This window comes from Yersinia sp. LJYL362, from assembly GCF_048323875.1.
Window position 1 is genome coordinate 20906 of the sequence record NZ_JBLWEX010000294.1, and the last position, 20163, is coordinate 41068.

Sequence of the window (20163 nt, forward strand, 5' to 3'; positions counted from 1 at the left end):
TTGAGTAGTGCTTTTCAGTTCAATCTGGGGGTATGTGCCATAAAATCAAGCGTATGCGCCCAATTAACCACTCCGGCATCCGATCCTAAACCGGTTGCCACTAATCCCGCGACTGCCGAACCGAGTTCACAAGCCTGTTCCAGTGACCAGCCATTAGCTAACCCGGCAATAAATCCACCGCAGTAACTGTCACCACAACCGGTAGTATCTGACACTGCCACCTGATAGGCAGGCACACGGAAATTATGGTGCGAACTTATCACATAAGACCCTTGCGATCCGGCTTTAAAGATACAGGTACCCACGCCTAAATCGAGGAAGAACTGCCCAATATCCTGCGGATTATCCAGACCAGAGATAAAAGCAGCCTCTTCTAATGCTGGCATAAAATAATCAATAGCAGCGAGCATGGGTTTTAATAATGATAGCGTTTGTGTGTTGGGCGCGATGAGGTCAAAACTGGTGACCACGCCTTTGCTTTTTGCATGATGCAAAAGCCGCGCGCTTTGGCCTTTGTCCATCGCAGCCAGTAACCCGCTGCCGCCGTGGTGCAAAAATCGGGTATCGCATACCCTATCAAAATCAATATCGTCGACATACCAATGGTCAGATGCCCCTCGACAATGCAATGCGGGGCGCTCACCATCGGGTCGAATAGTCAAAATTGTGGCCGAGGTTTCTGCTTGCGTAGTGCGCTGGATAAGTGAGCTATCAATCCCCAGCTTATGATAAACACTTAGAATAAAATCGGCTTTCTCATCCTCTCCCAGACAAGCAGAAGTCGCGGTATGAATACCCAACTTGGCAGCATTCATCGCCGCACCACTGGCAGTCCCCGCCGGGTTAAGACGAATTTGATCGATAAAATGCACCCCGCCCTTTTCAGGAATACCGGTGACCGGACGCCCGGCAATATCTAAAATGGTCAGGCCAACAAACACCGCATCAAATTTACTCACTGCATTTCCTTATTCGTATGCTACTGCACGTTGGGAGCGTTTAAGATTGCGCTGGATAAATGACAGTGCCAACGCACCAACCAAAATAATGCCAGTCAATGCATCTTTAACAATAAAATCAAGACCTAATAGATTTAAACCATTGGCAACCATACCAAGAAATAACACGCCGACGAGAGTGCCTGGGACATTCGGCCGCCCCTGAGCATGGAAAGCGGTACCAATAAATACGGCAGCAATGGCGTCCAGTAAATAGGCCTGACCCGCAAGGGGCGTAAACTGGCGCAAGTTTGCGGATAAGATCACCCCGCCTAATGCACAGGTCACGGAGGTAATAATTAATGTCCAGAACAAATAGCGTTTTACCCGAATACCAGCTGCATTTGCCGCCTGACTGTTCAGCCCCAGTGCATGAATGCGCTTACCAAAGATGGTGCGTTCAAAAAAGATAAAATAGAGCAGAAACAGCGCCCCGGCAAAAATCACCGGTAAGGGAATATTGGCCCATGACCCCACCGCCAGATTGTGATATTCCTGCGCCATACGCCGGAAAGCGATCGGCCCACCGCCATCAGTATAAATCCGCTCCACACTGCTACCGATGAAATAAGTCCCCAATGTCGCCAGAAAGGGTTTAACGTTACACCAAACAATTAAGAAGGCATTCAGTAAACCAATTAATGCTCCTCCCGCCAGAGCGGCCAATATCGCCACTTGCCAAGATAATTGGTATTGCTTGAGGGCGATAAGCGCAAAAGCTGCACCAAAATCCAGTGCCACCCCGACCGACAGATCTATCCCGCCAGCCGTCACTACCAAGGTCATCGCCAGCGCCACAATCAGTAGGATGGCATTCCCTTGTAATAGATTTTGCAGATTACCAGTCGAGAAAAAGGCCTGTGTTTTCAATGAGAAAAAAATAAAAAAAGCGGCTAATATTAAAACAAACCCATACTGAATGAGTAAGTACTTCAGAACAGGCAAGGCCCGTTGACGGTATTGAATGTTCACATTTTTCATCAGTAACGCCCGCCAGACTTCAATGCCGAGGTCGCCAGCACCAGTAATATCAGCGCACCTTTTATCGCCCCAACCCAGAAAATGTCGACGCGCAATAACGCCAACCCATTCGATAACGCATTCACTAGCAAAGCGCCGAGCAATGCGCCGCCAATCGTCACGACCCGCCGACGTGAAAATGCAGAGCCGATAAAAGTAGCAAGAACCATTTCTAGCAATAATGACTCTTCAGTCCCTGGCGAGCTTCCAGATCCCCGAGCTACCAGCGCTAATGCGGCCAACACGGCGGTGAGCGCGGCCAGCATATATGATTGCGCCACCAGCCGTTTAACCGGTAAACCCGACATTTCTGCGGCTTCGCGATTGCCACCACTCGCCTGTAAATGTAACCCCCAGCGAGTTCGGTAGAGAACAAAGAGCAATACGGCAAATATGAGCAACATAAACCAAACGGCAACCGGCAATTGCCAGTAACGATTATCGCGAAAAGCCACCATCGCGCTATCGGTCACACTTATGCGTCGTTGCTGAGTTATTAGGTTAGCTATGCCGATAAAGGCGACGGAGCTGGCCAATGTCGCCAGTAATGGCGGCAATCTGACCCAGACCACCAACACGGCATTGACTGCGCCCGCCAGTAATGAGGCACCCACCGCCCAGATAGCGATGGTCAAATAACCTGCACCTTGATTGGTCAGGCCATCACTGATGATGGCCGCCGCCAAAACCGCAATTGCGGGTAGCGAAATATCGATACCACCCGAAACCACATCATCTCCGCCGCCGGTCACCACACAAACTAAACCGAAACAGAGGATAGCCAGTGGCACCGTCTGGCGCAGAATGGTGGTGATATTTTGCCATCCGAGAAAATAAGGTGCCTGTACACAGAGAAAGAGTAATAAAGCCGCGAACAGTAATATCGGTATGTTATCAATGAATTGCCGTTGATTCGGCAAGAAACGCTTGCCAACAAAAGGCTTATTTTTTACCTGCCCGTGACTGAGTTGGCTCATATCAGTGCCTCCTGTTCTGACAGTGGCGACGTAGAGGGCGTGCTGCCGGTGGTTAATGCCAATAAAGCTTCCTGAGTTAAGTCTTGTGTTGAGACTTCTGCCACCAACTCACCGCGTAACATCACTAAAATTCGGTCACATAATCCGATCAGCTCGCTGGCATCACTGGAGGAAACCAACACACTTTTGCCGCTGGTCACCAATGATTCAACCAATTGATAAATCTCAGCTCTGGCCCCCATATCCACACCCAATGTTGGTTCATCCAAAATAAACAGATTGGCATCTGTTGCCAGCCAACGGGCTAAAATCACTTTCTGTTGATTACCGCCGCTGAGGAAGCGAACCGGCTGGCGAAGATTATTGGGCCGAATACGTAGACGGTTTGCTAACCCCTCGGCGCGCACCGCCGCTTTACCGCGTTGTTCCCAACCAGCCAAGGCCACATCGGATAATGACGCCAAATTAATGTTATCGGTCACTGGCATTTCCAGCACCAATCCCTGATGGCGCCTATCTCGTGGCACCAGCACAATGCCCTGTGCAATAGCCTCAGCGGGAGAGAGAATTGATTGCGATCTACCATTGATAGTGATGTTCCCACTACTTGGCCGTCGCAGGCCGTAAAGGGTGTCAATGAGCGCGTCTCGCCCTGAGCCCAATAGACCGGCAATCCCGACGACTTCACCTTCAGCAACCTGAAAACTCAGAGAAGAAAATGCACGATTAACTCGTAGTTGGTTAACTTCAAGTCGGGGTTTTAATGCCGTTTTAGCGCGTCGCGGGGCAAACAGCGCATCAAGGTCTCGGCCAATCATCAAACGGATTAATGGCACAATATCCTGTTGAGTCACCGGAGATAAGGTTTCGATATCCTTCCCGTTACGAAATACTGTTACGCGGTCGCATAACGCCGTTATTTCCGACAAGTAATGTGAGATATAAATAATGGCGATACCGCGTGCTTTTAATTCACTAATAGCGGCAAACACCCGTTGTGCTTCACTGGCTTCCAGCGGGGCCGTCGGCTCGTCAAACACCACCAATCGCGCCTGACCATCAATCAGCGCTCGGGCAATTTGTACTAATTTGCGTTCAGCAATACTCAGTTCGCTGATCAAAGTATTGCCGTCAATCCCGGTATTCAGAATTTGCCTGAAAAATTGCTCTGTTTTTTGCCGCATCGCACGTTTATCCAGCCCCAGCCACGGGTGACGTAATTCTTGTCCCATAAAGACCGATTCAGTCACAGTAAAATGCGGGATTAAGTGCAATTCCTGATGGATAAAGCGGACACCACTGGCGTGGACAGTTTTAGCTGTAACGGGGTTAAGCCGTTTATCATCAACGAGAATTTCTCCGCTATCAGCTTGATAAACCCCAGCCAGAATTTTGATCAAGGTTGATTTGCCAGCACCATTTTCGCCAATAAGACCGTGTACCTCTCCCGGAAGAACCCGCAGCACTGCGCCATCCAGTGCCAGAGTTCCCGGAAACGACTTTCTAATATTGTTCATTTCAAGGCCACCCACAGCGTGGGTGCCTGAATAAGCAGAATATGTCATGGTGTTATTTCAAATCGCCGTAACCAAGCTGCTTGTAGACTGCCTTCGCCTCTTCTGGCCCGTTAACTGGCAGCACCGGTACGAAAGTTTGTGGCAGTAATTTTTCACCGGCAAAGTAGCGTGCTACGTTATCCGCAGAAGTTTTGCCAATCAGATTAGGTTGTTGCGCGACGTTGGCAACCAGTGGGCTGCCCTTTTCTGCCATGATTTCCAGCGTTTCTGGCCCGGCATCAATCGCCGTCACTTTGACATCACCTGCGCGCCCGCTCTCTTCCAATGCCTGCACAATGCCAATAGCAGGCTGATCCCAGCAGGCAACATGGATAGCATCCAAGGTACCTTTCGGATGTTGACTCAATAACTCCAACGTTTTTTTACGGGCATCTTCCGGCGAGTTAGCATATTGCTCCGCCAATTCCGGCTGAATAATTTTAATACCGGGATAATCCTGCAGTACATATTTCCACAGATCGTAGCGAATACCACAAATACGCAATGAATTAGAGAAAGCATTAAATACCGCTATATTGCCCTTTCCCCCCAACGCATCTGCGGTATAGCGGCCAATGGTGCTGCCGATGGTGTAATTATCGGAGGTGGTGTTATTGATGGAATAAGGTGACACATGGTCGACAGTGAATATCGGGATACCTGCTGCCTGTAATGCTTTAAATTTAGGCTCAACTGCGCTGTCACCTAAAATACTGATAACCGCATCGACTTTACGCGCCAGCAAAATATCATGGTTATCGGCATGCACTTGGTTATCACGCCCACCATCTACCGCCACCACTTTCCCTCCCAGTTTTTCAACCTCACTGGATGCCCCTTTAAAGGCTTCGCGATCCCAAAAGTGTTGTGTGCCAACCACCGCCACACCGATTGTTTTCCCTTGAAGGGAGAGTGCTTCAGCTTGTGCCTGGACACTACCCGCCAATAAAACCAGCCCAGAAAGACCGGCAGCTATCGCGGTATTCAGCGTCTTCTTCTTTGTCATCTTGTTATTATCCTTTTATTCACTGCTTGTTATTTGCCACTTTTTCTTTGTGCAATCCCCTGGTAAAGCACCTAGAAGCTAGCAATGCAGTCAGATAAAGCGAAATAACAAAAGTGATAAAGGAAAGTTAAAAAGCGGGATTGTATTTTACAATCGATTAACCAGAAATATTTAAATAGCCCACAGTGGTCGCAGCGAGCTGAAGGTTATAGTGTGTATCAGGCCACTTATTCGAGTTGCAGTAAAGCCGCTAACACAGTTGTAGCTTGACGTATGACGAAGATATATCGCCTGATTTCACCCACTTACTGTGATAAGGATCGCTGAATTTTTTTTCTATAAGTGCTTGAATAATGAAAGAGCGTGAGAAATTTTACTCCTCCGCAAGATGAGCTTCTCACTGGTTTTCGAGGCGGCCCTTTCAAGTGCTCGGGTATCTCTCCATGAAACGGTTGCGTTCATGCCCACTTTTGCGGCATGTTTACAACAACACTTCCCTGCTTTAGACGTTCGAATTATCACTTTGTGAGCAACCTGATGATTAAGTGGCTGTGGAAAGCAAACCAACCGCAAGCGGAGATGCTTGCACAGTGGCGTGAAGCGCTGAATATCCCCCTATTGGCACCTTTAAATGAGGAGGAACAACAGCGGCTGGTTTCTGTCGCAAGTCACCTGTTGCAGCAAAAGCGCCTGGTGCCACTACAAGGGTTAGTATTAACACCGCTGATGCAGGCCCGTCTGACACTGCTATTCGCCCTGCCAGTTATGGAACTGGGAGCGAAATGGCTAGATGGCTTTCATGAAGTGCTGATTTATCCCTCCCCTTTTGTGGTTGACGACGACTGGCAAGATGATGCCGGCCTGGTTCATTCTGGGCAAACCGTGCAGTCCGGCCAAAGCTGGGAGCAAGGGCCTATTGTTCTGAACTGGCAAGATATTCAAGACTCATTCGATTTATCAGGCTTTAATCTGGTTATCCATGAAGCAGCTCATAAGTTGGATATGCGCAACGGCGGGCACTCAAACGGCGTGCCACCTATCGCTATGCGTGATGTTGCAGCATGGGAATATGACTTACACCAGGCGATGGACAACATTCAAGATGAGATAGATATGGTGGGAGTTGACGCTGCCAGTATGGATGCCTACGCCGCCAGTGATCCCGCAGAATGTTTTGCTGTGTTATCTGAATATTTTTTCAGCGCACCTGAGCTATTAGAAAACCGTTTCCCGGCGGTGTATCGGCATTTCTGTACTTTCTATCGCCAGGATCCGCTGGCCAGACTAAAACGCTGGGAAAACGAGAGCCAAAATATTGAAAGTTCATCTCCAATGGGTTAGTTATCCACTCGTCACTTTAGGTAATACAAGATGCGAGGAAGAATAAAAACACCAGGCTAGCTTTATTTAACCGCAATAAACACCTTCTTTGCTCAGATGCTGAGCAGTCGACCCAAATGTACTAATTTAGCGTTGACAGTATCGGGTATGCTAGATATCATGCGCCCCGTTCACACGATTCCTCTGTAGTTCAGTCGGTAGAACGGCGGACTGTTAATCCGTATGTCACTGGTTCGAGTCCAGTCAGAGGAGCCAAATTAGAGAAGCCCGCTTAAGGAAACTTAAGCGGGCTTTTTGCTTTACTCATAACCTGATATCAGAAGGCCAGCACCTGATGGTTGAAAATGTGGAAGTCTCAAAAATGCGTGGAACTAAACGGGTGTACTTACATAATGTCTAAGATCGTCGATACTTTTATTGCCCCGCTGTGCCATGACAAGATAGAGACGCTCTATCAGGACGATCACCTGGTGCTTATCAATAAACCCACTGGGTTACTCAGCCTCTCGGGGAAAAATCCGCAAAATCTCGATTCGGTGCATCATCGGCTGGTTCAGATATTCCCCGGCTGCACCCTGGTCCACCGCCTCGATTTCGGTACTTCCGGGCTGATGATCATTGCGCGCAATAGAGCTATCAATGCCGCACTCTGCCAACAGTTCAGCCAGCGTACAGTGACCAAAGTGTACAGCGCTTTGCTTTGCGGGCATCTGGATGACAACGAAGGGGTGATAGACGCAGCAATTGCCAAAGATCCGGCGCTGTTCCCACTGATGTCGATTTGCGCAACTCACGGCAAGCCCGCTCGCTCCGGCTATCGGGTCGTTGAACGTTTTTATCATGAGTTGGAAGACGGAAGGTTACTACCATTGACGCGGGTACAGTTCATCCCAGAAACCGGGCGTACCCATCAACTGCGCATCCACTGCCAGCAGTTGGGCCACCCGATTTGGGGCTGTGACCTGTATGGCGGCCGCTTGCTGCCGGGAACCGAGCAGACACCACGACTGATGCTGCACGCCAGTGAGTTACATTTTGTTCATCCCATTAGCGAGGAATGGATCAAAATCAGTCATGCCAGCCCGTTCTGAGAACGGCTAATTACCACATCAAATCATCGGGCACTTTAAAATCAGCATACGGATCTTCTTCATCTTGCTCTTCCTGACTTAGAGTACTATTTAAGACAATACTGTTCGCATCTCGCTGCGCAATTTTATCGGCGACACTCGCGGGGATAATAGCGTATTCACTTTCGCCATTGTTATCCGCAACAACTCGAGCAATAGCGAGACGACCGCTAATCAACTGAGCTTGCGTCATCTTATCCACAACTATTTTTTTAATTAAATTATTATCTGTGAAGTTAAAACCAATATCGCCTTTTGCAAGGTTGATTCTGTTCATTTCAATAAGCTGCTTCACCTGAGCTTTATATTCTTTAGATAAAGCAGCTTGTTTTTGTTGTTCACTTAGCTGTTTATCACGCTCAAGTTGTGCTTTTTTATTTTCTTCCACAGCTTCTCTCGCCTCACGAGCCTGAACTCGTGACTTTTTAGCTGTTCGTTGGACTTTAGCCATTTTCTTGCTGCTCACTAATCCAGCTTTTAGCATTTGCTCTTGTAAGGTAAGTTTTGTCATCTTCGTTTCTAAGTCAGTTGAATAATTTGTGGGATTATACCTGTTATTTTTGAGGCTGTACCCAGCCAGAAAGCCAAATTTAGATAAGCCCCACCAGCCCCCTCTATTCAACCCATCCCAGAGTTCCCTACCCTCTCCCAATATCAATAATGAGTCATTACAGAAAAAACTGAAGTTTTAGCCGGTTACAGCCGTTAATTAACCGGGGGACTTTGGGTTATCAATTTGATGCACCTTGCATGGCTTTTTACCGGGCCATGCAGTCTGATTAGGCCAGCAAGGAATTGGTCGAAAGCATAAAAGCGAAAGGGATGGCAGATGATTGAAGCATCAGTGACAGACTTAATTTGTCTACAAGATATATCCTGCACCTTCTACTCAGGAAAAACCGTACATCCCGTTTTGCATAATGTCTCGTTCTCCATTCCCCAAGGCCAAAATTGCGCCATCGTAGGAGTATCGGGTTCGGGTAAAAGTACCCTACTCACTATTCTTGGCTTGCTGGATAAACCAACCTCTGGTCACTATCTGCTGAACGGGCAGGACATGTTTGCGGCCAGCGCCAACCAACGCGCGATGGCACGTAACCGAACCATCGGATTTATCTTTCAAAGTTTCAATCTACTACCTCGACTGGATGCACTGGATAATGTAGCGCTACCGCTGATTTATCGCGGTGTTTCACGACAAATGGCCCGACAATTGGCCCAAAAGCAATTGATCCAAGTGGGGCTAGGTGACCGCCTGCTCTATCACCCGGCGGATTTATCTGGTGGTCAACGCCAGCGTGTTGCCATTGCTCGAGCCTTGGTCGGTGAACCTTCTCTGCTATTGGCCGACGAACCTACCGGTAATCTAGACAGCCAGACCGCACAGGAGATCATCGATTTATTGCTAACTCTCAATCGAGAGCATGCAGTGACGCTGGTTATTGTGACGCATGATGTGGGCATCGCCGCGAGAATGCAGCGCTGCTTACAGGTCAAGGATGGTCAGGTTTATGAGGCGTCACATGAGTGATATCCCACGTTATGGGCCCACTCTTCTTCAACTGCTCATTGAATCTCTTGATAGCCTGCGATTGCTTGGGCGACGCGCACTTCTGGCTCTATTAGGGATAGCTGTCGGATGCGCCGCTGTGGTGGCTCTGATTAATATTGGTCATAACGCCGAAGTACAGGCCATGAGTGTATTTAAAGGAATGGGCAGCGATCTGCTGGTCGCTAATATTGAGCTACCACCTACGGCTAAGCCGCTGAGCTATCAATCATCAGCCCTGAATGAATATCTGCTGCGAAAAGCATTACCAGAAATACAGTCAGTCTCTGCTCTCACCGTAGCATCGTCTGAAGTGAGAACTCATGGGCGTTCGGTAAATTTAATGGTGGCAGGCGTCAATGCACAATTAGCTCAGGTGCTGGATTTACAGATCGCGCAAGGCCGATTTTTAAGCCGTTATGATGATCAAAATACCTATGTGGTGCTCGGTGCGAATGTCGTTGCTGAAATGGCAGCCAACGATATTCAAATTTTCCCCGGCGCTCAGCTACAACTAGAAGGATATCTATATCAGGTTATCGGTATTTTGCATCCCTGGGGGACAAACCCAATGATTCCGATATCTATCGATGACAGTATTTTAATCCCCATTGCCGGGATGCATCGCGTAACCCCCTCTTCTCTGCCCACAATATTGCTGGCGCGAACCCGTGGTGGCGATGACCAACAGCACATTGCTTCAGAGTTACAGCAATATCTTGCTGCTCTACTACCCGATAGGGATATCGCGATTCATATTCCTCAACAATTGCTGGCAGGTATGGCGCAACAGTCACGTATGTTTGCGGGGTTGCTGGCAGGGCTTGGCGGCATATCACTGCTCGTGGGAGGCGTTGGGGTGATGAACGTGATGTTAATGAATGTCTCACAGCGCAAGCGAGAAATTGGTGTGCGCATGTCACTCGGCGCACGCGCCAGTGATATCGCTAACCTATTTCTTTTTGAAAGCATCACCCTGACGTTAGCCGGTGCGGCGATCGGCGCGCTATGTGGCACCGGTGCCGCCTGGTTGTTTGTCTACTTTTCTGGATGGGCTGCATTTTCGCTTTCTCCGCTATCATTGCCGTTAGGCATAGTCAGTTCGGTGCTAACCGGGCTATTTTTTGGCATATATCCGGCGCTGACAGCATCACGGCTGCAACCGGCAAAGGCGCTGCGGGATGAATAATTACGGCGTAAATCTAATGTTACTGGCCACCCTGATGCTCGCTTCTCGGTCGGATGGAGCGCAGACATCGCTAAGCCCAGCCTTTGCCTCAAGGCCCGGAGCACCTTCGGTAACACTTAAAAATGTGCCTACCGATTCTGAGCCTATCAATTTAACACTCAGTGATGCCATTTATTTTGGATTGCGCGATAACCGCACCATTCGCAGTGCCTATCTTGAGCGTATTGGACAAAAATTCGACTTGCGGGTAGCTGAGGACAGCTTTACGCCTAAAATGGTGGTGAGTGGTAGTTATTTGTCCAACCGCAATCAATCAGATAATTATCAACAAAGAAATATAGCCCCCACCACAACATTACTGACACCCTATGGCACAAGGGTCAGTTTGGGTTGGACCTACCGCCAAACCAAAGCAAACGTCGCCGGACAATCAAATAATGATGGTGCCAACATTGCCGTCATTCAGCCTTTGTTACGTGGGGCTGGACACGAAGTTGCCACGGCACCGGTGCGTCTGGCTCGTTTGACCGAACAGCTGAATCTGTTGGCACTTAAGTCAACCGTCTCACAAAGCATTACTCAAATTATCTCAGGGTATCGCGAATTGCTCAAAGCGCAGGAACAATTGCAAATTGCCTATGATGCTCTTGAGCGATCGAGAAAACTGGTTGAGGTCAATCGCGCCATGATTGATGCAGGTCGGATGGCTGAATATGAAATTGTCCAAACCGAGGCTGATGTCGCCACACAGGAACTGTCGTATGAAGAAGCGAAGAACCAGGTAGATACCGCACGCCTTGCCTTATTGCAACAGTTGGCACTGGATTTAAACACGCCAATTGTGGCGACAGAGAAAATTCAAGCCCAGCGTATTGAGATTAAACCCGCCCAAGCTATGGCGCAGGCGCTAGCGCTACAACCGGCCTATTTGTCTCAAATTATTGCCCGAGAGCAAGCCGATATTAACCTGACGGTTGCTCAAAATGGCCGTCTGTGGGATGTATCACTGGTTGGCGGAGCAAATCAGATGCAAGCGCGTAATGCGCAAACCGGCTCATCTCGCAACTGGGAAAACTATGTCGGAGTACAGGTAGAAATCCCCATCAACGATCTGGCGGCTCGTCAGGCGGAAGTGCAAATGCAGGTTAACTTGCGTAATCAGGACATACTGCTCGCGCAGGCACAACAGCAGTTGGAACGCGAGGTTATCAATGCCGTCCGGGATATTGGCGTACGCTGGCGGCAGTTCGAAATAGCTCAGCGGGCGCGAGACCTCTCGAAACGAAAATTGGACATTGAGCGAGAAAAACTCAGCGTTGGGCGCTCAAGTAACTTTCAGGTGCTCAGCTTTGAAAACGATCTCCGCAACGCCGAAAACGCCAGACTCAATGCGCAAATTAGCTATCTCAACGCCCAAGCCGAGCTAGACCAAACCTTGGGTACCACATTAGAAAGCTGGGATATTTCCTTAGATGACTAATATGTCTAATAATATCATTTAATATTATTTCATATCGATTATTAATTAATACGCCATTGGTTTATAAATTTCACTTTAGGATGATTTAACTTAAAAAAAACATCTTTCCTTAGTTAGAAAAATATAAAGTTATTGCCTGACCTACCGATATTCTTTCACACAGGAAATTCTTATGTCATTGGCTGCAACATATCGGTGATATTTCCTGGGCATTATCAATGCGGCCAAATAATTTAAAATGGAGTTTTAAATGAAATTTAATAAAGCTGTTTTGTTTGCTGTCATCACCTCGACTGCCTTAATTTCTACGGCCGCTCATGCCGGTCCGAAATTTAATGTCACGTTTAAAAATCTGGGTGCAGCGACGGCGCCGGATGCCGTATTTTCACCAACAACAACAGCAGAGATAATGTCCCAGGCTAATTCGACCCCTAAACCGCAGGCATCAGTTCCAGGCGGTAGTTCAAATACTTACACAATATCCAACCCTGTCGCTGATGTTGGCGCAATGCATGTTCGTTACAAAATAGGGACTAAAATTTGCCAGTTCGATATGCAATATACTGTGAAATATGTCTTGGGGAATAAAGTACCACAATGGACTAAAAGCTCCACCCCTACCAATGGGGCAAGATGTAATCTAACCGTAACTTATGCTAATCCAACTACTTATGATTCAGATGTGCAGATTACCATGAGATAACAATGAGCAGGCATCTCTATGGGTGCCTGCTTTTATTATTTATCGTTGTGATATTCAAATTATCAGTGTTCGGTTTAACTTATGTTCTGTTTAATTCATGTTCTGCTTAACTTCCAGGAGGTCAGAGTGATTAAAATTAACGTTTTTTCTTCCGTACCCAATACCCAGTATGCAAATAAAAATAGCGATACTAAAAATAATAGTGGAAACCTTCAGGCGGAAGATCTGCCTAATTCTACTGGCTCAGCCACCAATAGTAACTTGTCCTCTTTAGCCCAGCAATTAAGCGATGCAGCTTTGCGTGCGGAAGAACGCGATGCAAAAATGTCTCGACAGGAATTAACCGCAAAGTCGAATTCCTTACTAAATCAAATAACCGGAATGGGATATTACAACAGTCGAAAATCTTACGATCAAGAAGTACCTGATACCAATAATCCCGAACGGCTGGCACGAGCAAAGCAGGCAACCGCTTTTACTAATGGTGCTGCGAGCAATCCGTTTCAGGGTATGTCGCGGGAGCAATTAGATTTGATTGCCTACGATGACAGCGGTTCATTTACCATTAATGAGCGTCGGGCCGCGTGGCAAGAATCCTATGACCAAGAAGAGAGTTGGCGGGTTATGGCCGTCGCTCAGAGTAAAATAGAATGGGCTCAGGGCGAATTCAAACAGACCAATTTCTTTAAATCAGTTTTGCAGCATTATGAAGAATTACCCAAAATAGAACAGGCTCAGTATCCCGAGGATTATCTGACCAGACTGCAATATCTGATTAAAATGGATTTCAACTTTGTCACCGGCGAATCCGGTAACGGCAAAGAGCAGCGCCAAACTGTCTGGGATATGTTGATGGCAAATAGCATTGAAAGCAGTAAAAAATACACTTCCGCTTGGGCGGCTGACATCAAATAAGCTGTCAGTTACAACAGATAATCACTGTGATTACAGCGTGGTTAATAAAATGCATATTGGCGATGAATAACAAAAATAATGTCTGCGATAACCCGCTACTTTAATAAGTTAATCCTGCACAAATATAAATGTGGCGTAGCGCTGTTTATATTGGTGCTAAGTGTCATGTCAGGGTTATCAGCCTGGTCTTCCCGTCAATCAGCCCCTCATATGGTAACTCACTGGTTGCACATCGTTCCGCAGCCCCTGGAAAACCAGCTCGGGTTGGTTGGCCGTATTCAGGCGGCAACTCAAGTCGCTATTACGGCTCCCTTTGACGGCGTCCTGCAACAGGTCAATGTACATGAGGGGCAATACGTCGAAAAAAACCAAATCCTACTGACGCTGGATACGTCACAACTTGAAATACAGCTTCGTCAGGCGCAGGCTGAACTTATGAAGGCGCAGCGTGAAACGCAACAACTGCAAAACTGGACACATAGCACAGAGGTTTCCCGCGCACGACGAGCTGTCAGCACGGCCCAGCAAACGCTAAAAAATAGCCTGAACAGTTTGCGGGATACGCAATCCCTATTTAAACGAGGAATAGTTGCTCGTATGGAGGTTGACGCACTCACTCAGCAAGTGGAAGTTCAGCAGCAGGACCTTATTGCGGCGCAAGATGAATTAATGACAACACTTGCGCATAGTCAGGGGCTGGAGCGCCAGATAGCAGATATAGAGCTAACCAACGCGCGGGCCAGATACGATACATTACAGGCCGCTTTTTCCCGCAAGGAAGTGAAAGCTCCCGTAGCAGGTTATATTGTCAGCCCCATAATCCCAGAACATAGTCGCCCGCTTCTCATACAATCCGGAATGCCCGTCAACGTAGGCACCCCGCTGATCGATATTATTAATCAAGATACATTCAGAATACTAACGCGCGTAGAAGAGATCGATTTACATCTATTACGGGAAGGTATGCCGGTGCAAATCACCGGTGATGGGTTTGCCGGGCTGGAGTTAACGGGACATATCGCCGCCATTGGTATGCAAGGGAATGTTGGTGATAGTCAACAGGCTGGCGCTAAATTTGATGTCACAATTGATGTTGACTCATCATCAATTCAGCCAGCACAACGCGTAAGAATAGGTATGAGCGCCCAACTCATGGTCGTTCTCTATCGCAATGAACAAGGCATTGCGGTGCCTCCCGCAGCGCTACACAGGGATGACTCAGGGAACACCTATGTTATCTATCGTCAGACAGCAAACTCACCGCCACAGAAAGTAGAGGTGACGCCAGGGCAGGCTTTTTTCCAGGGCATTGAAATTCATGGTATTACCTCCGGCCAAGTGAAAATATCAGGCGATGGCCCACAAGAATAAACGCCATTTGGCATTACAATTGGCGCTGCCCGCTTAAGGAAACTTAAACGGGCTTTTGGCTATCTGATAATTTTCTCCGGCTTGAGTATTATCGATATAAGCTCACCGCTATTTTCGATTAAGAATACGTAGAAAATCCTGCTTATTTGAAATCAGCGAAAGTGCATTAGCAATAATTTCATCACTAAAGATCGAGGCAATATCTTTTAGCACATCGATATGCTCTTTTTCTTTCGCGATAACGCCAATGGCAATAAACATTACATTGCTTCTATCCCAAATAACACCATCCGGGAATTGGAAGATCTCAACACCTGTTTTAACGATAATATTGGTAGCTGATTTTGGTAGGTGAGGTAAGGTAATACCATTGCCCAGAAACGTAGAGACTTGCTGCTCTCTTTCATTAAGGAAAGCAATACAATCCTGGTTAATATACCCTTTAGCTTTAAACTCTTTCCCTACCATGGATAAAACTTCAGCCTTATTTTTTGCATGACGCCCTAAATGGATATTTTCAGCAGTAATATTATCTAGCATGACCTGTCCCCTTTGCGCTATGACTCATTTGTCTCATATAAAGCAGTACCTATTAATTACCGGAAGACAGTTCTTCTTCTAGTTGCTCTAATGATTTATTAGCTGTTTCTGGCAAGGCTGCGACCACAAAGATAATCGCCAGATAGTTGATAAGTGCAAAAATCAGGAATACCGGGCCTAGGCCCAACTTCGCTTGTAATACCGGGAATAAGTAACTAACTATTGCATTCATGATCCACATGAAAAACACCGAAATCCCCATAGATAATCCACGAATTTTTAATGGGAAAAGCTCAGCTAATACCACCCAGGTAAGAAAGCCCATAGTCCCTTGCATAACACCGACAAATAACGCGCCCAGCAACCAAATGACAGTCGCCTTGATTTCACCCATCAGATAATAATCTGCACCGGCGATAATCAGGTGTAATGTTGCCATGAGTGCGAAACCATAAATAATTAATGTCTTCCGTTTAAACCGGTCAACCAGGAAAAGCACCCCAATGACCATACCACCGACAGAAAAGACGCCATTTAACACATTGCAAATCAATGACATTCTTTCAGAGAACCCGGCAGTTCTCAGTATTTCAGTGCCATAATACATAATCACATTAACCCCGGTTGTTTGCTGCAATGCTGCCCAAACAATACCCACCAAGATTAATTTTAAGATCCACGGTGTATGAAAAATAATAGCCCAATCTTTCTTCGCATATAAGTGCTTTTCTTTTTCAACATCAATCAACGTGACGATATCTTCAAATTCTTTAATCGCACGCTGTTCGGGGCGAATCTGTTTTAATATGGCTAATGCTTCTTCACGGCGATTTTTACTGACCAGCCAGCGAGGACTTTCTGGCGAACGCCACATTCCAACCAATAAACAAATCGCGGGGATAGTCTGAACCAATAACATATAGCGCCAGACTTCAGGAAGATGTCCCCAAACAATACCAATCACCGCATTCACAGCAAATGCCGCTAATTGACCAAACACAATTGCTACTTCATTTAATCCCGTCAATTTGCCCCGCATTTCTGTTGGTGCAACTTCGGATATAAATGTGGGCGCAGTAACCGATGCACCACCGACTGCGTAACCGAGCAAAAATCGGGCAATTAGCAGGCAGGTAATATTAGGGGACAATGCACATAATAGTGCACCAATGAAGAAAACAAAGGAGAGATAGAGTAAATATTTTCTTCGGCCAAAGAAGTCAGCCAGTTTTCCGCCCAAGATACTACCAATAGCGGCACCGACCAAAAGTACACTCATTACCAGGCCGACTGTTGTCGGTGTCAGCGCCATGTTTTCTTTCAATGACGAAAATGCACCATTAATAACACCCGTGTCGTAACCAAAAAGCAAGCCACCAAAGGTAGCGACTAATGTTATTTGATGTAATCGTTTTCTCTGTTGTGCGTTGAGATTCATCATTAACGACATATCCTTACCTTTTATTTGAGTATCCATTTAATGCCAAAAAGGTTTTTAAAAAAAAACGTCTCCGCACTTTCAAAAGAGAAAGTGAAAAAACTTTTTGACACTCTGATTTATTAATTAGATAAATGCAGTTATTGAAGCCAAATAAACTTTCTTACAGAGTGTGACGTTATATTACTTATGATGTGTTTTTCTATTTAGCACGCCCCTTTTACATTTTCGATTTCTTGCCTGTCCACCTGACAACTCACAGCAACACCTGAATAACTTAACTGTGACATAACATATCATTCATATTGAAATTAAAATTCTATATCGATCACAATATGATACTTAAATTCTAACTTGAGGTGAGTAAAAACAGGACTAACACTCTATTCAACAGCACCGATAAAAAATATCCATTTGATATTAAATGAAAAAAAATGATAAGTAGATGACAAAACGGGTAGGTTTTTAGTGAAGGAGTAGTAAAGAAAGTTGGTTCTTTTGTGACCCAGCTAACCATTTTATTTCAAAAATAATTTTTTATGGAATAAAAATTTGCATTTGAAGTTTAACGGCTCATTGCTGAGATTTTGCCGTGCAATTTGGCCTAAACCTGGGTCAAATAACACGATTGGAGGACTAAAAGTGGGAGCTATCGGATGTTAATGATAAAGCCCGCTTAAAGAAAGATATGCGGGCTTTTTGCTATTTGATCACTTTTTTACTTACCTGGAGCTACAACGCATAAAAAATCAATGCGGCAATGCCACCAAATAATAGCCATTTGATCAAATAATAAATTCTGCGATTCCAGGCTTTCAGGCGCTTACCTACCTTACGTACCGCATAGATATATTTGAAAGCACGGTTAACCCCACCAGTCCTATCCCCTTCTTCATTGGGGGCAGTGGCGGCACTCATCAAATTGCGCCCCAACCAATGGTTAACCCATTGCGCCCAACGATAACGCATCGGGCGTTCAATATCACAAAAGAGAATCAGCCGATCCTGCCCACTCTGATTTTCAGCATAATGAATATAAGTTTCATCAAACAATACACCCTCGCCATCACGCCAACTGTAGGTTGTACCATCAACATCAATAAAACAGCGGTCATCATTCGGAGTGATTAAACCAAGATGATAACGTAAGGAACCCGCATAAGGATCTCGGTGGCGAGGCAAACGGCTGCCGTCCGGTAACTCAGCAAACATCGCCGCTTTCACCGATGGCAGCCCTTTCAATAAGGTGGTGGTGTGGGGGCACAATGTCATTGCTGATGGATGGCTATCTTCATACCATTTCAAATAAAAACGCTTCCACCCCGTTTTAAAGAAAGAATTAAAACCGGCATCATTATATTTATCCGATGCTTTGATTTGCTGGACTTCCATTAATGCCTTACCTTCTTCCCTGATTTTTAACCAGTTATCTCGCAGTACGCCAAGTTCAGGGAACAAGTCTTGTTTTAAATAAGGCGTGCCAGGAACGCGCGAGAATAAATACATAAAGACATTGATTGGTGAGACAAATGTCGAATGGTCTGAGAGTTGACGCCAGAACTTATAACGAACCTTTCCGCGAAAGTGCACATAGACTACGCATAAGATGAAAATAAATAAGACGATATATTTCATGATTTCCTATCAATAAATATTTCAGATAGCTAAATATCTAGTCTATTCTCATTGAACTTTCCAACTTAAAAACATTAAAAATAATGACAAGAGTAATAATACCATGATTAATAAGCAATAAAGGTCTGTACATCACTGTCATTTAATGTGAAACATCCGGTAAAACAACGGCCCGAAGGAAAATCTTCACTTAATTCTCGCAACAACTGTAATTCAAAACGCCCGGTGTCTAATGAATAACTCAATAGCTTCGCTTCGAGAAAATCAAAATAACGCCCAAGCTGCGGATAGACGGCTTTAAATAAACTCTCTTTCGCGGAAAAAGCCAATGTCAGCAAATGGTTAAAAGGTAATAGCCCATCCTGGAAACAATGATGCTCCTCTTCACTGAGAATACCCGGCCATAAGTTAGCGGCTCTTTCAACAGCAATTAAACTTTCGATATCCAGACCAATACCATGCCGACGGGAACTGGCTTCAATAGGCTCTCCGGCGGGTGTGATTATCTGTGCAGTGCACAAAGCACGTTGGTTATTATGGCTGATGCTACCAATCAAACCGGTCGGCCACAGTGGCGCGCGGTCGATACCATTTGCCAATGGATAATCGCGAGCCTCCAACATATTCAATACCTGTCTGGCAACAAAGCGCCCTGCCAGATATTCAGCACGCCGTTTTGCAACGGCTTTTTGTAAACTGCCAGGAAACGCGATGCCATACACGGCAAATAGCTCATCCCGATATTCATTCACATCAAAATCACATTTAGCCAAAAGCCCATGAAACAGGGGTTGGTCATTCAAACCGGCGGCTGGGAGTGCAGCAAAGGTAAAATTACGGATAAATACCGAGGTCACGCGTTGTCCTATTCATGTTGATTTATAGCGTTTTATATTAGTAGCTAACCTCGCTTGTCACAATATCAGAACCCCGCCATTTGGACTAAAACGTTAGCCATTTCAAGTTGCGTCACATTTATTACCCGATAAACCCTCTCTTTTCTCCTGCATTTAATAGGGTTTATGTGATCATGAAATGCAACTTCACAATTATTGAAACGCAGTTCCTATCGTTTCTTTTTCTGTGACAATGGTCAATTTAAAAGCAAATGTAAACAGCTAGGTTGAATACCCTGGGGATAAAGGAAAAGCCCTTTATATAACTATTCCACTATGAGAAATATCGCCTTTTTATTTATTGTTTTAATGACTTCTGGAGACCACTGAATGAAATTTCCTAAGCCACTACCAACACTCTGTCTGACTATTTCTGCCATTTTATTTAGCCAAATAGCCGCTGCTCAACAAATTAAAGC

The 20163-nt window shown here is 46.0% G+C and carries 18 protein-coding genes and 1 tRNA gene; 9 read left to right on the forward strand and 10 right to left on the reverse strand.

Translation table 11 applies throughout. The annotated features are described in order from the left end of the window. Positions 1 to 14: 14 nt before the first annotated feature. From ACNSO8_RS20775 to ACNSO8_RS20795, 5 genes are read right to left on the reverse strand one after another with little or no spacing between them, the layout of a single operon-like run. A complete protein-coding gene (locus tag ACNSO8_RS20775; RefSeq protein ID WP_019080886.1) occupies positions 15 to 959 on the reverse strand; it encodes a carbohydrate kinase family protein in 945 nt (314 codons plus the stop codon). 9 nt (positions 960 to 968) lie between these two features. Beyond that, complete coding sequence (locus tag ACNSO8_RS20780; RefSeq protein ID WP_057621397.1) at positions 969 to 1979, reverse strand: ABC transporter permease; 1011 nt, start codon at positions 1977 to 1979, stop codon at positions 969 to 971. After that, positions 1979 to 2995: an ABC transporter permease gene (locus ACNSO8_RS20785; protein ID WP_057621398.1), complete on the reverse strand. Its 1017-nt coding sequence runs from the start codon at positions 2993 to 2995 to the stop codon at positions 1979 to 1981. The genes ACNSO8_RS20780 and ACNSO8_RS20785 overlap by 1 nt, the downstream gene beginning before the upstream one ends. Further along, positions 2992 to 4560, reverse strand: coding sequence for a sugar ABC transporter ATP-binding protein (locus ACNSO8_RS20790; RefSeq protein WP_263700524.1), 1569 nt, complete (start codon positions 4558 to 4560; stop codon positions 2992 to 2994). The genes ACNSO8_RS20785 and ACNSO8_RS20790 overlap by 4 nt, the downstream gene beginning before the upstream one ends. Before the next feature lie 4 nt (positions 4561 to 4564). Further along, entirely contained in the window at positions 4565 to 5557 is a 993-nt protein-coding gene (locus tag ACNSO8_RS20795) for a sugar ABC transporter substrate-binding protein (protein ID WP_019080890.1), read from the reverse strand. A gap of 537 nt (positions 5558 to 6094) precedes the next feature. Here ACNSO8_RS20795 and mtfA point away from each other — a divergent pair. From mtfA to ACNSO8_RS20810, 3 genes are all read left to right on the forward strand, one after another. Beyond that, entirely contained in the window at positions 6095 to 6898 is an 804-nt protein-coding gene (gene mtfA, locus ACNSO8_RS20800) for a DgsA anti-repressor MtfA (protein ID WP_019082843.1), read from the forward strand. Between the two features lie 179 nt (positions 6899 to 7077). Beyond that, positions 7078 to 7153 (forward strand) — tRNA-Asn (locus ACNSO8_RS20805). 137 nt (positions 7154 to 7290) lie between these two features. Continuing rightward, positions 7291 to 7989, forward strand: a complete 699-nt coding sequence (locus tag ACNSO8_RS20810; protein ID WP_019082842.1) for an RluA family pseudouridine synthase — start codon at positions 7291 to 7293, stop codon at positions 7987 to 7989. A 10-nt stretch (positions 7990 to 7999) separates the two neighbouring features. On the opposite strand, the gene ACNSO8_RS20815 is transcribed toward ACNSO8_RS20810, so the two are convergent. After that, a complete protein-coding gene (locus ACNSO8_RS20815; protein WP_057621401.1) occupies positions 8000 to 8539 on the reverse strand; it encodes a DUF2058 domain-containing protein in 540 nt (179 codons plus the stop codon). Between the two features lie 318 nt (positions 8540 to 8857). Between ACNSO8_RS20815 and ACNSO8_RS20820 the strand changes: the two genes are divergently transcribed. The 6 genes from ACNSO8_RS20820 (at position 8858) to ACNSO8_RS20845 (ending at position 15235) form a co-directional block, all read left to right on the forward strand. Then, the gene (locus ACNSO8_RS20820; protein WP_019080894.1) at positions 8858 to 9559 is read left to right on the forward strand and encodes an ABC transporter ATP-binding protein; all 702 of its coding nucleotides are present in this window, start codon (positions 8858 to 8860) and stop codon (positions 9557 to 9559) included. Next, positions 9552 to 10766: an ABC transporter permease gene (locus ACNSO8_RS20825; protein ID WP_050917290.1), complete on the forward strand. Its 1215-nt coding sequence runs from the start codon at positions 9552 to 9554 to the stop codon at positions 10764 to 10766. The genes ACNSO8_RS20820 and ACNSO8_RS20825 overlap by 8 nt, the downstream gene beginning before the upstream one ends. Beyond that, positions 10759 to 12246 (forward strand): TolC family protein, encoded by a 1488-nt coding sequence (locus tag ACNSO8_RS20830; RefSeq protein WP_418395766.1) that lies wholly within the window; start codon positions 10759 to 10761, stop codon positions 12244 to 12246. The genes ACNSO8_RS20825 and ACNSO8_RS20830 overlap by 8 nt, the downstream gene beginning before the upstream one ends. Before the next feature lie 250 nt (positions 12247 to 12496). Beyond that, positions 12497 to 12949, forward strand: coding sequence for a hypothetical protein (locus ACNSO8_RS20835; RefSeq protein ID WP_418395767.1), 453 nt, complete (start codon positions 12497 to 12499; stop codon positions 12947 to 12949). 126 nt (positions 12950 to 13075) lie between these two features. Then, a complete protein-coding gene (locus ACNSO8_RS20840) occupies positions 13076 to 13864 on the forward strand; it encodes a hypothetical protein (protein ID WP_411928107.1) in 789 nt (262 codons plus the stop codon). 78 nt (positions 13865 to 13942) lie between these two features. Beyond that, on the forward strand, positions 13943 to 15235 hold the full coding sequence (locus ACNSO8_RS20845; RefSeq protein WP_418395768.1) for an efflux RND transporter periplasmic adaptor subunit: 1293 nt from the start codon (positions 13943 to 13945) through the stop codon (positions 15233 to 15235). A 108-nt stretch (positions 15236 to 15343) separates the two neighbouring features. Here ACNSO8_RS20845 and ACNSO8_RS20850 read toward each other — a convergent pair whose 3' ends face one another. The 4 genes from ACNSO8_RS20850 to ACNSO8_RS20865 form a co-directional block, all read right to left on the reverse strand. After that, positions 15344 to 15775, reverse strand: a complete 432-nt coding sequence (locus tag ACNSO8_RS20850; protein ID WP_418395769.1) for a PTS sugar transporter subunit IIA — start codon at positions 15773 to 15775, stop codon at positions 15344 to 15346. Between the two features lie 52 nt (positions 15776 to 15827). Then, positions 15828 to 17225 carry a sugar porter family MFS transporter gene (locus tag ACNSO8_RS20855; RefSeq protein ID WP_026018007.1) on the reverse strand — a complete coding sequence of 466 codons (1398 nt, stop codon included), beginning with the start codon at positions 17223 to 17225 and terminating at the stop codon, positions 15828 to 15830. A 720-nt stretch (positions 17226 to 17945) separates the two neighbouring features. Then, positions 17946 to 18848: a lipid A hydroxylase LpxO gene (lpxO, locus tag ACNSO8_RS20860; RefSeq protein ID WP_019082835.1), complete on the reverse strand. Its 903-nt coding sequence runs from the start codon at positions 18846 to 18848 to the stop codon at positions 17946 to 17948. 107 nt (positions 18849 to 18955) lie between these two features. Then, complete coding sequence (locus ACNSO8_RS20865) at positions 18956 to 19705, reverse strand: 4'-phosphopantetheinyl transferase family protein (RefSeq protein ID WP_019080902.1); 750 nt, start codon at positions 19703 to 19705, stop codon at positions 18956 to 18958. Positions 19706 to 20163: the final 458 nt, after the last annotated feature.

Bases quoted from the DNA above. Each gene is read 5' to 3' on its own strand.
- mtfA (WP_019082843.1), top strand. From the start codon at position 6,095: ATGATTAAGTGGCTGTGGAAAGCAAACCAACCGCAAGCGGAGATGCTT.
- ACNSO8_RS20835 (WP_418395767.1), top strand. From the start codon at position 12,497: ATGAAATTTAATAAAGCTGTTTTGTTTGCTGTCATCACCTCGACTGCC.
- ACNSO8_RS20855 (WP_026018007.1), bottom strand. From the start codon at position 17,225: ATGTCGTTAATGATGAATCTCAACGCACAACAGAGAAAACGATTACAT.
- lpxO (WP_019082835.1), bottom strand. From the start codon at position 18,848: ATGAAATATATCGTCTTATTTATTTTCATCTTATGCGTAGTCTATGTG.
- ACNSO8_RS20845 (WP_418395768.1), top strand. From the start codon at position 13,943: ATGTCTGCGATAACCCGCTACTTTAATAAGTTAATCCTGCACAAATAT.
- ACNSO8_RS20795 (WP_019080890.1), bottom strand. From the start codon at position 5,557: ATGACAAAGAAGAAGACGCTGAATACCGCGATAGCTGCCGGTCTTTCT.
- ACNSO8_RS20780 (WP_057621397.1), bottom strand. From the start codon at position 1,979: ATGAAAAATGTGAACATTCAATACCGTCAACGGGCCTTGCCTGTTCTG.
- ACNSO8_RS20830 (WP_418395766.1), top strand. From the start codon at position 10,759: ATGAATAATTACGGCGTAAATCTAATGTTACTGGCCACCCTGATGCTC.
- ACNSO8_RS20820 (WP_019080894.1), top strand. From the start codon at position 8,858: ATGATTGAAGCATCAGTGACAGACTTAATTTGTCTACAAGATATATCC.
- ACNSO8_RS20850 (WP_418395769.1), bottom strand. From the start codon at position 15,775: ATGCTAGATAATATTACTGCTGAAAATATCCATTTAGGGCGTCATGCA.
- ACNSO8_RS20810 (WP_019082842.1), top strand. From the start codon at position 7,291: ATGTCTAAGATCGTCGATACTTTTATTGCCCCGCTGTGCCATGACAAG.
- ACNSO8_RS20790 (WP_263700524.1), bottom strand. From the start codon at position 4,560: ATGACATATTCTGCTTATTCAGGCACCCACGCTGTGGGTGGCCTTGAA.
- ACNSO8_RS20785 (WP_057621398.1), bottom strand. From the start codon at position 2,995: ATGAGCCAACTCAGTCACGGGCAGGTAAAAAATAAGCCTTTTGTTGGC.
- ACNSO8_RS20825 (WP_050917290.1), top strand. From the start codon at position 9,552: ATGAGTGATATCCCACGTTATGGGCCCACTCTTCTTCAACTGCTCATT.
- ACNSO8_RS20815 (WP_057621401.1), bottom strand. From the start codon at position 8,539: ATGACAAAACTTACCTTACAAGAGCAAATGCTAAAAGCTGGATTAGTG.